The organism is Roseococcus thiosulfatophilus, assembly GCF_017311575.1.
In the GTDB taxonomy this organism is placed as follows: Bacteria; Pseudomonadota; Alphaproteobacteria; order Acetobacterales; family Acetobacteraceae; genus Roseococcus; species Roseococcus thiosulfatophilus.
The window spans coordinates 236,796-248,447 of the sequence record NZ_JAFFQY010000055.1 but is presented as its reverse complement, the minus strand read 5'-3'; the positions used below and the strand labels follow the sequence as shown (position 1 = coordinate 248,447).

The 11,652-nt window shown below is 72.8% G+C and carries 12 protein-coding genes; 10 read left to right on the top strand and 2 right to left on the bottom strand.

Annotation, left to right across the window (positions count from 1 at the left end):
- Nucleotides 1-36 precede the first annotated feature (36 nt).
- Entirely contained in the window at nt 37-729 is a 693-nt protein-coding gene (locus JTN19_RS15760; protein ID WP_242531183.1) for a CBS domain-containing protein, read from the bottom strand.
- Between the two features lie 215 nt (nt 730-944).
- On the opposite strand from JTN19_RS15760, the gene JTN19_RS15755 reads away from it, so the two are divergent.
- Nucleotides 945-1,958 carry a Tim44 domain-containing protein gene (locus JTN19_RS15755; protein WP_206934542.1) on the top strand — a complete coding sequence of 338 codons (1,014 nt, stop codon included), beginning with the start codon at nt 945-947 and terminating at the stop codon, nt 1,956-1,958.
- Between the two features lie 53 nt (nt 1,959-2,011).
- Here JTN19_RS15755 and JTN19_RS15750 read toward each other — a convergent pair whose 3' ends face one another.
- Nucleotides 2,012-2,686: an RraA family protein gene (locus JTN19_RS15750; RefSeq protein ID WP_206934540.1), complete on the bottom strand. Its 675-nt coding sequence runs from the start codon at nt 2,684-2,686 to the stop codon at nt 2,012-2,014.
- Nucleotides 2,687-2,919: 233 nt separating this feature from the next.
- Between JTN19_RS15750 and JTN19_RS15745 the strand changes: the two genes are divergently transcribed.
- From JTN19_RS15745 to JTN19_RS15705, 9 genes are all read left to right on the top strand, one after another.
- On the top strand, nt 2,920-3,726 hold the full coding sequence (locus JTN19_RS15745) for a UDP-2,3-diacylglucosamine diphosphatase (protein WP_242531182.1): 807 nt from the start codon (nt 2,920-2,922) through the stop codon (nt 3,724-3,726).
- Nucleotides 3,726-4,739 carry a glycosyltransferase family 4 protein gene (locus JTN19_RS15740; protein WP_206934538.1) on the top strand — a complete coding sequence of 338 codons (1,014 nt, stop codon included), beginning with the start codon at nt 3,726-3,728 and terminating at the stop codon, nt 4,737-4,739. Before JTN19_RS15745 ends, JTN19_RS15740 begins: the two co-directional genes overlap by 1 nt.
- Nucleotides 4,740-4,805: 66 nt before the next feature.
- The gene (locus tag JTN19_RS15735) at nt 4,806-5,489 is read left to right on the top strand and encodes a lysophospholipid acyltransferase family protein (protein WP_206934536.1); all 684 of its coding nucleotides are present in this window, start codon (nt 4,806-4,808) and stop codon (nt 5,487-5,489) included.
- Between the two features lie 10 nt (nt 5,490-5,499).
- Entirely contained in the window at nt 5,500-6,774 is a 1,275-nt protein-coding gene (locus JTN19_RS15730) for a 3-deoxy-D-manno-octulosonic acid transferase (RefSeq protein ID WP_206934534.1), read from the top strand.
- A gap of 113 nt (nt 6,775-6,887) precedes the next feature.
- A complete protein-coding gene (lpxK, locus tag JTN19_RS15725; protein WP_456315802.1) occupies nt 6,888-7,829 on the top strand; it encodes a tetraacyldisaccharide 4'-kinase in 942 nt (313 codons plus the stop codon).
- Between the two features lie 76 nt (nt 7,830-7,905).
- Complete coding sequence (locus JTN19_RS15720) at nt 7,906-8,481, top strand: TetR/AcrR family transcriptional regulator (RefSeq protein WP_206934530.1); 576 nt, start codon at nt 7,906-7,908, stop codon at nt 8,479-8,481.
- Nucleotides 8,478-9,545, top strand: coding sequence for an HlyD family efflux transporter periplasmic adaptor subunit (locus JTN19_RS15715; RefSeq protein WP_206934528.1), 1,068 nt, complete (start codon nt 8,478-8,480; stop codon nt 9,543-9,545). Before JTN19_RS15720 ends, JTN19_RS15715 begins: the two co-directional genes overlap by 4 nt.
- Nucleotides 9,546-9,565: 20 nt before the next feature.
- A complete protein-coding gene (gene devC, locus JTN19_RS15710) occupies nt 9,566-10,807 on the top strand; it encodes an ABC transporter permease DevC (RefSeq protein WP_340643342.1) in 1,242 nt (413 codons plus the stop codon).
- Complete coding sequence (locus JTN19_RS15705; RefSeq protein WP_206934526.1) at nt 10,807-11,499, top strand: ATP-binding cassette domain-containing protein; 693 nt, start codon at nt 10,807-10,809, stop codon at nt 11,497-11,499. The genes devC and JTN19_RS15705 overlap by 1 nt, the downstream gene beginning before the upstream one ends.
- Nucleotides 11,500-11,652: the final 153 nt, after the last annotated feature.

The window sequence follows — 11,652 nt, the reverse complement described above, 5'->3', positions numbered from 1 at the left end:
GGAGCGCCCGCCCGGCGGCGGGCACACCTGTGGTTGCTACATGTAGGCGGGCAGGGGCTGGGTCTCGTCCTTCACGCCCTTCACGCCCGGCACGCCCTCGGCCAGCACGCGCAGCCCGCGCGCCACGCCGGCATCGCGCATGAAGCCGTGGAAGGTCACCACGCCATCCTGCACATCGGCCAGCAGGTAGAAGCTGTTGGCCCAGGGCTCGCGCTTCATGGCGGCCAGCACGGCACGGCGGATGCGGTCATCGCTCATCGCCTCGCCCTCGGCCATGGGGGTGACCAGGGCGCGCAGCAGGTCGGCCCGGCTGACGATGCCGCGCAGCTTGCCATGCTCCACCACCAGCACGCGGCGGATCTTCTTCTCCTCCATCAGGGCGGCGATGTGCGCGGCCGTCTCGTCCAGGCCCACGGCGACGACATCGGCCGTCATCACGTCGCGCGCCACCGCGCCATGGGTGCGGGCGTAGCGGTCGGCCTGGCTGCCGGGGCTGCTGAACATGGCGGCGAACCAGCTCGGGCGGTGCGCCACATCCTCATCGGCCAGGCGGCGGATCAGGTCGGCCTCCGTCACCAGGCCCAGCAGCGCGCCATCGGCGGCGAGCACGGGCACGGCGCTGATGCCGCGGTCGGCCATCAGCTTCGCCATGGCGACGACGGGGGTCTCGGGGGGCACGGTGACGACATCGGGGGTCATCAGGTCGCGCGCGGTGAGTTTGCTGGGCATGGTCTGGCCTCCGGTGGATACTGTGGGAAGCCTAGTGGGGGACGCCCGCCCCGCGCATTGCGCTGGCGCAACCCCCGGACGCGCCAATACGTTCCTTCGCCACGGCGCCAGGGAGGTGAAAACGGGACGGGCCCAGGATGGAAGTCTCGTAATTCTCGCGGCGCTGGGCCATATTGCATCCAAGAAAGTTTCCATTTTCGGAGATCGCCCCGACCATGCGCCGTCCCGCCACGATCATGACCGCGCTCGCGGTTGCCGCCTTCGTCCTCGCCCCCGCTTTGGCGGAAGCCCAGCGTGCGCGCGGCGGCTTCGGCGGCAGCCGGGGCGCGCGCACCTACCAGGCGCCCCCTCCGACCAACACGGCGCCCCAGGCCGCGCAGCCCATGCAGCGCACCCAGCAGCCGCCCATGGCGCCGGGCGCCAACACCGCCGCGCGCCCCGGCGCGCCCGCGGCGGGTGCGGCGGCGGCCGGTGCCGCCCGGCCGGGCTTCTTCGCCCGCAATCCCTTCATGGGCGGCATGATGCTGGGCCTGTTCGGCGCGGGCATCTTCGGCCTGCTGGCCGGCTCGGGCTTCTTCTCCGGCCTGGGCAGCCTTGCCGGCATCCTGGGCTTCATGCTGCAGCTGGCGCTCATCGCCGGCGTGGTCATGCTGGTCATGGCCTTCCTGCGCCGGCGCCAGCAGCCGCAGCCCGCGGGCATGGCGCGTGACATGCACGGCGGCGGCAACCCCCCGCCCGGCCCCGGCAACCTGGGCAATCTGAGCGGCCGTGGCACGATGGGTGCCGGCATGGGCCTGGGCGCCCGCCCCGCGCAGGAAGCCCCGGTCCAGATCGGCCCGGCCGACTACGAGGCCTTCGAGCGCCTTCTCGCCCAGGTGAACGACGCCTGGACGCGCGAGGACATGGCCGCGCTGGGCCGCATCGCGACGCCCGAGGTGGTGCAGTATTTCCGTGACGACCTGGCCGACCTCTCCGCGCGCGGCCTGAAGAACGAGACGACCGATTCGAAGCTGGAGCAGGGCGACCTGGCCGAGGCCTGGCGCGAGGGTGCGCGCGAATACGCCACTGTCGCCATGCGCTACTCCATGATCGAGGTGACGCGCGAAATCGCCACCGGCCGCATCGTCGAGGGCAGCGCCACCGAGCGCGGCATGGGCACCGAGATCTGGACCTTCGTGCGCGTCCAGGGCGGCCCCTGGACCCTCTCCGCCATCCAGCCGGCGGGCTGATCCGTCCCGTGCCGGGGGGCGGCCCCATCTCGGACCGCTCCCCGGAGGCGGCGTCAGGCGCCTTCGCAGCCCTTGGCCTTCAGGGCCTCGGGCACCCAGCCGCGGGGCCACTTGCCCGCCTTGATGTCGGCCTCGGACTTGATCTCCTTGGCCTGGTGCGCCTCGGCCGCGGTGATCACCGCCTCGGCCTCCTCCAGCGGCACCACCACGATGCCATCCTCGTCGCAGCAGATCAGGTCACCCGGGGCCACCACCTGGCCGCCGCAGGAGATGGTGGTGCCGATCTCGCCCGGGCCTTCCTTCCAGGGGCCCGCCGGCGTGTGGCCGCGCGCCCAGACGCCGAAATCCATCTTGGCGAGCGAGGACACGTCGCGCACCGCACCATCCAGCACCGTGCCCGCGATGCCGCGCACCATGGCATGGCCCAGCATCAGGTCGCCCATCAGGGCAACCGACAGGTCGCCATTGCCGTCGCAGACGATGATGTCGCCGGGTTCGGCCAGATCCACCGCGCGGTGCAGCATGAGGTTGTCGCCGGAGCGCGCCTTCACCGTGAAGGCCGGCCCCACCATGCGCTTGCGCCCGCCATAGGGGTGGAAGGTGCCGCTGAAGCTCTGCAGGCGGTTCATCACGTCGCCGATATTGGCCACGGGAATGGACGCGGCGCGCTGGATCAGCGCGGGCGAGACGCGTTGCGTGATGGGCTTGATACGAAAGCCGATGGTCATGGAATGCCTCCCTCTGAGGCCCCAATCCGACCATGGGCGCGGCGCGCGGGGAAGGGGCGGCCCACCCGCATGGCGCCGGAAATGCCTTGCGTGGCACGCAACCCGGGACCGCGTGATGACGTTTCCGCGTCAGTCCCGAGACATGCACCCCACGCAGGCGTCACCGAAGATTCACGTGCGAAGCGCGTGCGACGGCCGCAATGCCCCTCGCACAGAGAGCAGGAGCGCCGCTGATGCCACCCCGCGACCGGATGATGGTGGAACGCCCCATGGATGTCCGCACGGTGTTCATCTCCGACCTGCACCTCGGCACGCGCGGCGCGCGCTCCGACATGCTGCTCGACTTCCTGGCGAGGGTGCGGTGCGAGCGCCTCTACCTCGTGGGCGACATCGTGGATGGCTGGCGCCTGCGGAAGTCTTGGTACTGGCACGCGGAGTTCGACGCGGTGATCCGCGCCATCCTGGACCTCGCGAAGAACGGCACCGAGGTGATCTACATCCCCGGCAACCATGACGAGATGTTCCGCGAATGGCTGGGCCTCGAAGTGGCCGGCGTGAAGCTGATGGGCGAGGCCGAGCACCTGGCCGCCGATGGAAGGCGCTATCTCGTCATGCATGGCGACGAGTTCGACGGCGTCATCCGCTACGCCAAATTCCTGGCCTATCTGGGCGACCAGGCCTACACCGTGGCCCTCATCATCAACCAATGGTTCAACTTCGCCCGCCGCCGCCTGGGATATCCCTACTGGTCGCTCAGCCAGTGGCTGAAGCGCCAGGTGAAGGAGGCGGTGAAGGCCATTGACCGCTTCGAGGGCGCGCTGGCCGCCGAGGCGCGGCGACGCGGCCTGGACGGCGTCATCTGCGGCCATATCCACCACCCCGAGATGCGGATGGTGCAGGGCGTCCTCTACATGAACGACGGCGACTGGGTGGAAAGCTGCTCCGCCCTGGTCGAGCACCATGACGGCGCCTTCGAGCTGCTGGACTGGGGGGCGCAGCAGCGCGAACGCCACCTGCTGCGCGAGGCGGTGCCGGCCTGATGCGTCTCGTCATCATCACCGATGCCTGGCGGCCCCAGGTCAACGGCGTGGTCCGCACGCTGGAGCGCGTGGCGGGTGAGCTGGTGGCGCGCGGCGACACGGTCGAGATCATCGGCCCCGACCGCTTCGCCAACTTCCCCATGCCGGGCTATGCCGACATTCGCCTCGCGCTGCGGCCGCGCGCGCGACTGCGCGCCCTGATGGACGCGGCCCGGCCCCAGGCCGTGCATATCGCCACCGAGGGCCCGCTCGGCCTCGCCGCGCGCGCCCTGTGCCGGGAGCGCGGCTGGCAGTTCACCACCAGCTTCCACACACGCTTCGCCGAATACGTCACGGCCCGCACGGGCATCCCGCCCGGCTTCACCTGGGCGCTGCTGCGCCGCTTCCACAATGCCGGCGCCGGGGTCTTCGCCGCCACGCCCTCGCTGCGCGACGAACTCACCGGGCGCGGCTTTGAGCGCATCCTGCCCTGGACGCGGGGCGTGGACCTCGGCCTCTTCTCGGACCAGGGCGAGCGCGATGCCTTCCCGGACCTGCCGCGGCCCATCTTCCTCTATGCGGGGCGCGTGGCGGTGGAGAAGAACATCACGGCCTTCCTCGGCCTCGACCTGCCGGGCAGCAAGGTGGTGGTCGGCGATGGCCCGCAGCGCGCCGCGCTGCAATCGAGCTACCCGCGCGCGCATTTCGCCGGCTGGCGGCATGGCGCGGCCCTGGCCGATGCCTATCGCGCGGCGGACGTCTTCGTCTTCCCCTCGCGCACCGACACCTTCGGCCTGGTGCTGCTGGAGGCCATGGCCTGCGGCACGCCCGTCGCCGCCTATCCCGTGATGGGCCCGCGCGACGTGGTGGGCCCCGCCGGCGTGCTGGACGAGGATCTGGGCCGGGCGGCGCTGGCGGCGCTGGACGTGCCGCGCGCCACGGCCCGCGCCCAGGCCGAGCGCTTCTCCTGGACCTCCTGCGCCACCACTTTCCGCGACCAGCTGGTCCCGGTGGAGGGTCCTACCGCCGGTTGAGGGGCGCCCCTTGCGCCGGGGCGGCCCGCGTGCGACCCGGACAGGCAGGATGATGTACCGACTGCCATGCTCCGAAAGCTGATCCGGCATCCTTCCGTGCTGGCCGCCGGGGCGTGGCTGCTGGGGGCCTATCTCGCCTTCGTCTATCGCACCACGCGGTGGGAGCTGCACGGCTATGACGCGGCCGCCGCCTCCGTGCACGCGAATGGCGCCGTCATCCTCGCCTTCTGGCATGAGAACCTGCCATTGATGCCCTGGGTGGTGCTGGAGTGCCGGCGCCGGGGGCTGCTGCGGCGCGGGCATGTGCTGGTCTCGCACCACCGGGATGGGATGTTCATCGGCCGCGCCGTGGCGCGCTTCCATGTGGAGCTGGCCTATGGCTCCTCCTCGCGCGGGGGGGCGGCGGGGCTGATCGCGCTGGCGCGGCTGCTGGAGGCGCGGGAATCCGTCGCCATCACGCCCGACGGGCCGCGCGGCCCGCGCCGCCAGGCGGCCGCCGGGGTGGCGGAGCTGGCCGCCAGCAGCGGCAAGGCGGTGGTGCCTATCGCCGGCCGCTGCCGCCACGCCATCGGCATCCGGAGCTGGGACCGCATGGAAATCCCGCTGCCCTTCGGCCGCGCGCATGTGGTGGCCGGCCCGCCCATCCTGGTGCCGCCGGGGGGTGGCGAGGCCGCTCTGCCCGCCATCGCCGCCGCCATGGACGCGGCGGCGGATGAGGCGGACGCGGCCGCCGGGCGCGCGCGACGCTGAGGCTCGGCTGATGCTGCGGTTCTGGTCGGTCCTGGCCCGCCTCGCGGTGCCCCTGCTGCGCCCGCACCTGCGCCGCCGCGCGCGGCGCGGCAAGGAGGAAGCGGCCCGCCTGCCCGAGCGCGAAGGCCATGGCGTGGCCCGGCCCGAGGGCCCGCTGGTCTGGGTCCATGCCGCGAGCGTGGGCGAGGTGCGCGCCCTGCTGCCGGTGATGGAGGCGCTGGTGGCGCGCGCCCCGCGCCTGCATGTGCTGCTGACCACCGGCACCGTGACCTCCGCGCGGCAATTGCCGCACTGGCTCTCGCCCGCGCTGGCCGCGCGGCTGACGCATCGCTACGCGCCGCTCGACGTGCCCGGCTGGGTGGCGCGCTTCCTCGACGGCTGGCGGCCCGATGCGGTGCTGCGGATCGAGAGCGAGTTCTGGCCCAACACGCTGGAGGCGCTGCGCACGCGCGGCGTGCCGGTGCTGCTGGTGAACGGCCGCATGTCGGCGCGGAGTGCCGCGATGTGGCGGCGCCTCGCCCCCGGCCTGGCGCGGCGGATGCTGGAGGGGTTTCGCGGCATCATCCCCCGCTCGGCCGAGGATGCGGCGCGGCTGGCGGCGCTGGGCGCCACCCGTCTCGCTCCCCCTGGCGACCTGAAATTCGCGGCCGAGCCCCTGGCGGCCGAGCCCATGAAGCTGGACGCCCTGCGCGCGGCCATCGGCGCGCGCCCCGTGCTGCTGGCCGCCAGCACCCATCCGGGCGAGGAGGCGCTGGTGCTGGCGGCCGCCGCCGAACTGCGCGGCACCTTCCCGGACCTGCTCACCATCCTGGCCCCCCGCCACCCCGATCGCGGCGCGGCCCTGGCGCCCGAGGCGCCCCACCGGGCCACCGGCGCCCTGCCGGATGCGGGGCCCGTCTATGTGGCGGACACCATGGGGGAACTCGGCCTGTTCTACCGCCTGGCCTCGGTGGCGCTGGTGGGGGGCAGCCTGGTGCCGCATGGCGGGCAGAACCCGCTGGAGGCGGCGCGGCTGGGCTGCCCCATCGTGCTCGGCCCGCATATGGCGAATTTCACGGAGGCGGTGGCGGCGCTGGAGGCGGAGGGCGGCGCGCTGCGCCTGCCCGATGCGGCGGCGCTGGCACCGGCCGTTGGCGATGTGCTAACGAATCCGGAATTGTCCCGGTCCCTGGTGGCCGGGGCCGCGCGGGTCGCGGCCCGGATGGGCGGCGCCTCGGCGGCCCGGCTGCCCGAGCGGGTGGCGGAGGCGGTGCTGGCCCTGCTGCCCGAAGGCGGCCGGGGCTGATGGCAAGCAAGGCGGCGGCCCCCCTTCGGGGCGCGCCGGAGGAAGCGGAAGGAAGGTCGGTCAGACGCATGCGGGCTCCGGATTTCTGGGGCCGCGACGGGGGGGTGTGGCCTGTGCTCCTCTCTCCCATCGCGGCGATCTACGCGGGGGCGACGGCGCGGCGCATGGCGCGGCCGGGCTGGGAGGCCCCCGTGCCCGTCTTCTGCTGCGGCGGCGCCACGGCCGGGGGCGCGGGCAAGACCACGCTGGCGCTGGACCTCGGCCGGCGGCTGTCCACCCTGGGCGTCGCGGCGCATTTCCTCATGCGGGGCTATGGCGGCAGCGTGAAGGGCCCGCTGCGCGTCCGCCCGGAGGAGCATGGCAGCGAACAGGTGGGCGATGAGGCGCTGCTGCTGGCGGCGTTGGCGCCCACCTGGGTCAGCGCCGACCGCGCGGCCGGCGCGCAGCTGGCCGTCGAGGCGGGGGCGGGCGCCATCATCATGGATGACGGGCTGCAGAACCCGACGCTGACCAAGACACTCTCCCTGCTGACCATTGATGGCAATTACGGCTTCGGCAATGGCCGCGTGATCCCGGCCGGGCCGCTGCGCGAGCCGGTGGCCATGGCGGCCGCCCGCTGCGCCGCCGCCGTGCTGATCGGCGCGGATGAGACGGGGGCGCTGGCCGCACTGCCGCCCGGGCTGCCGGTGCTGCGCGGGGATTTGGCGCCGGGGCCGGAGATGGAGGCGCTGTCGGGCGAGAACGTCTTTGCCTTCTGCGGCATCGCCAACCCGCGCAAATTCCTGAACACGCTGCGCCAGGGCGGGGCGGTGCTGGCGGGGAGCGAGTGCTTCGCCGACCACTACCCCTATGACGAGGGGGATTTGCGCGCCCTGCTGGACCGTGCGGCCAGCCTGAATGCCATTCCCGTCACCACGCGCAAGGATTGGGTCCGCATCCCGGCCGGTTTCCGCGACCAGGTGCGGGTCGTGAGCGTGGGGCTGGTGTGGGAGGCGGAATCGGCGGCGATGCTGGATGCGATGCTGGCGGCGCAGTTCCAGCCGGTGGTGGCATAGCTTTTTCGTGTCCCGCTCCAAGCAACTATACCGACCGGACGGTTGACAAACCGTCCAGCCGGTCTAGCTGAAGGGCATGTTGGACCGAGCCCCGCCGCCTGACGCGCCCACCCGCATCCTCGACGCCGCCGAGCGCATCGTGCAGGCGCGCGGCGTCACCGCCCTGACGCTGGAGGCCGCGGCGCGCGAGGCCGGCGTTTCCAAAGGCGGCTTGCTCTACCATTTCGCCTACAAGGAGGCGCTGCTGGCCGGCATGCTGAACCGCCTGGCCGATGGCGTCGCCGCCGAGTTCGAGGCGGTGCTGGACGCCCAACCCCCGCACCCCGCCCGCACCACCCGCGCCATCCTGGCCTGGACCTTCGACGACCCGCACATGGTGTGCGAGCAGCACCAGCGCGCCGCCGCCGTCTTCCTGGCCGCCTTCCACCATGACCCGGCGCTGCTGGACCCCATCCGCCGCGTCTTCGCCCATATCCGTGACCGGCTGCGCCAGGACGCGCTGCCGCCGGGCCATGGGCTGGCCATCATGGCCGCGGGCGACGGGCTGTTCATGGGCCGCATCTTCGGCATGTACACGATGGACGCCGATGAATTGGCCGCCATGCGCGCCGCCCTCGAGCGGCTGGCCGAGCCGCAAGCGGGGGCGCCGTGAAGCGCCCCGTCCTGCTGGGCCTGCTGCTCGGCGCGGTCGCGCTGGGCGGCGCCTGGGTGGTGTGGGGCCAAGGCGCCCCGCCGCCCGAACCCGCCCCCACCGCCGCCGCCATCCTGCCCGAGGCCATGGGCGTGGGCGCGCTGGGCCGCATCGAGCCCGCCTCGCGCATCCGGCGCTTGAATCAGCCGGGGGGAATGAACGTCTCCCGCCTGTCGGCCCTGCATGTGGAGGAGGGGCAGGAGGTGGAGGCCGGCCAGCTTCTCGCGGAATTCGCGGATGCCGTGCAGAAGGACGCCGCCATCGCCCAGGCGCGCGGCCAGTTGGCGGAGCAGCGCGCCGCCCTCGCCCGCACGCGGGAGGCCGCCCGCCCCTCGGAGCGCGAGGCCCAGCGCGCCCGCATCGAGAGCCTGGCCGCCCAGGTCGAACTCGCCCGGCGCGAGGCGGCGCGGGCCACGCGGCTGGTGCCCTCCGGCGCCGGGGCGGAGGCGGCGGCCGAACGCGCCCGCTTCTCCCTCGCGCGGCTGGAGGCGGAGCGCGCCCAGGCCGAGGCGGATTTCGTCACCCTCAGCGCCGCCCGCCCCGAGGATGTGGCCCTGGCCGAGGCCCGCGTGGCCGTGGCCGAGGCGACGCTGGCCAAGGCCGAGGCCGATGCCGAGCTTTCCCGCGTGCGCGCGCCCATCGCCGGCACCATCCTGCGCATCTTCGCCCGGTCGGGCGATCAGGTGGGCAATGACGGGCTGATGGAGATGGCCGACCTCCGCCGCATGGAGGTGGTGGCCGATGTCTTCGAGACGGACGTGGCCCGCCTGCGCCTGGGTGCCGCGGCCGAGATCATCATCCCCGGCGAGGCGCGTCGCCTGCCCGCCACGCTGAACGAGATCGGCTGGCAAGTGCGCCGCACCACCCAGGCCGGCACCGACCCCGTGGCGGCGGTGGACGCCCGCACGGTGGAGGTGCGCCTCACCCTGTCCGAAGAGGCCGCCGCCCTGGTGCGCCGGCGCAGCAACATGCAGGTGCAGGTGGCCATCCGGCCCAATGGCCCGACGCCGCTGGCGTTCCGCTGATGAATGAGGTCCCGCCCCCCGTGAAGCTGCTGCCTTGGGCGCCGGAGCACATGGGCGAGGCTGCCGAACCCCCGCAAGCCCCACGGCGCGAGCCGGGCGTGCTGGCCGGGCTGCTGCTGGCGCTGCGCCTCGCCTGGCGGCAGTTGCGGGCCGACCGCGCGCGGCTGGCCACCGCCATCGCGGGCGTCATGTTCGCCTGCCTGCTGGTCTTCATGCAGCTGGGCTTCCGCGGCGCGCTGTTCGACAGCGCCACCAACCTGTTCCGCGCCATGCGGGCGGACCTGTTCCTGATGCACCCGCTGACGGAGGCCAGCTTCCGCGCCGAGGCCATCCCGCGCGCCCGGGCCTGGCAGGCCCTGGCCGATGCGGAGGTGGACCGCGCCGTGCCCGTCTACCTGGCGCAGGTGACGCTCAGGAACCCCGAGACGGGCAGCCGCCGCGCCGTGCAGCTCATCGGCCTCGACGCGGATGCGGGGGCGGTGGATTTCCCGGGGCTGGCCGATGTCGCGGCCGCCCTGCGCCGGCCGGACACCTTCGCCTTCGACCGCCTTTCCCGCCCCGAATTCGGGCCTGTCGCCGCCATGTTCGCGCGCAACGGGCCCTTTCCCGTCCAGCTCGGCACGCGGGAGATGGAGCTGGTGGGCCTCGTCGAGGTCGGCCCCTCCTTCGGCGCCGATGGCAATGTGGTGCTGAGCGAGCAGAATTTCCGCCGCGTCTTCACCCGCCAGGCCGCGCAGGCGGACCTTGTCGCGCTGAAGCTGCGGCCGGGCGCCGATGTGGCCGCCACCCAGGCGCGCCTCGCCGCCCTGCTGCCCGGCGACGTGCTGGTGCTGACCCATGCGGAGATGGTGGCGCGCGAACGCCTCTATTGGGAGACGGGCACGCCCATCGGCTTCATCTTCCTGTTCGGCTCCGTGATGGGCCTCGTGGTGGGGATGGTGATCGTCTACCAGATCCTCTTCGCGGACATCGCGGGGCACCTTTCGGAATACGCGACGCTCAAGGCCATGGGCTATTCCAACGGCTATCTGGCGCGGGTGGTGCTGGGGGCGGCGGTGATCCTGGCCGTGGTGGGGTTCATTCCGGGCTTCGTGCTGTCCACGCTGCTCTATGGCTATGTGGCGGGGGCGACCTTCCTGCCGCTGGAGATGTACACGGAGCGTGCCGTGGGCGTGTTCCTGCTGATCTTCGGCATGTGCTTCGCGGCCGGGCTTCTCGCCATGCGCAAGCTGCGCGACGCCAACCCGGCGGACATGTTCTGATGGAAGCGCCGGTGGAACTTCGCGGCGTGAACTTCGCCTATGGCGAGGGCGAGCTGCGCCGGCAGGTGCTGCGCGAGGTGGACCTCCGCATCGGGCCGGGCGAGATCGTCATCCTCACCGGCCCCTCCGGCTCGGGCAAGACGACGCTGCTGACGCTGATCGGCGCGCTGCGCGCCATGCAGGAGGGGCAGGCGCGCGTGCTGGGCGAATCCCTGCTGGGCGCCAGCGAAGCTCAGCGCGTGCGGCTGCGCCGGCGCATCGGCTTCATCTTCCAGAACCACAATTTGCTGGGATTTCTGACGGCGCGGCAGAATGTGGCGATGTCGCTCGAACTGGACGGGCGCCGCACCGAGGCGCAGCGCCTGGCGCGCGCCGGCGAGATGCTGGGCGCCGTGGGCCTCTCCGACCATCTGGAGAAGCAGCCCGCGCAGCTTTCGGGCGGGCAGCGGCAGCGCGTGGCCATCGCCCGCGCCCTGGCGGGCGATCCAGGCCTGATCCTGGCCGACGAACCCACGGCGGCGCTGGACAAGCAGACGGGGCAGGAGGTGGTGCGGCTGCTGCGCGACCTGGCGAAGGGGCGCGGCGTGCCCATCCTGCTGGTGACGCATGACCCGCGCATCCTCGACCTCGCGGACCGCATCGTGGACATGGAGGATGGGCGGGTGGTGCAGGCGGCCAAGGCCTCCGCCTGATACGCGCCGTAGCAATTCCGCGCTTGCGCCGCGCGGCCGCGCGGGCGCAGACTTCGCACTGCAACAAATGAAAGGAGGTGATCCGGTGTCTCATCGTTCGCTTGGCCGGAACTGGTCCCGGCCCCGGGTCGTCGCTTTCGCCATCGTGAGCTC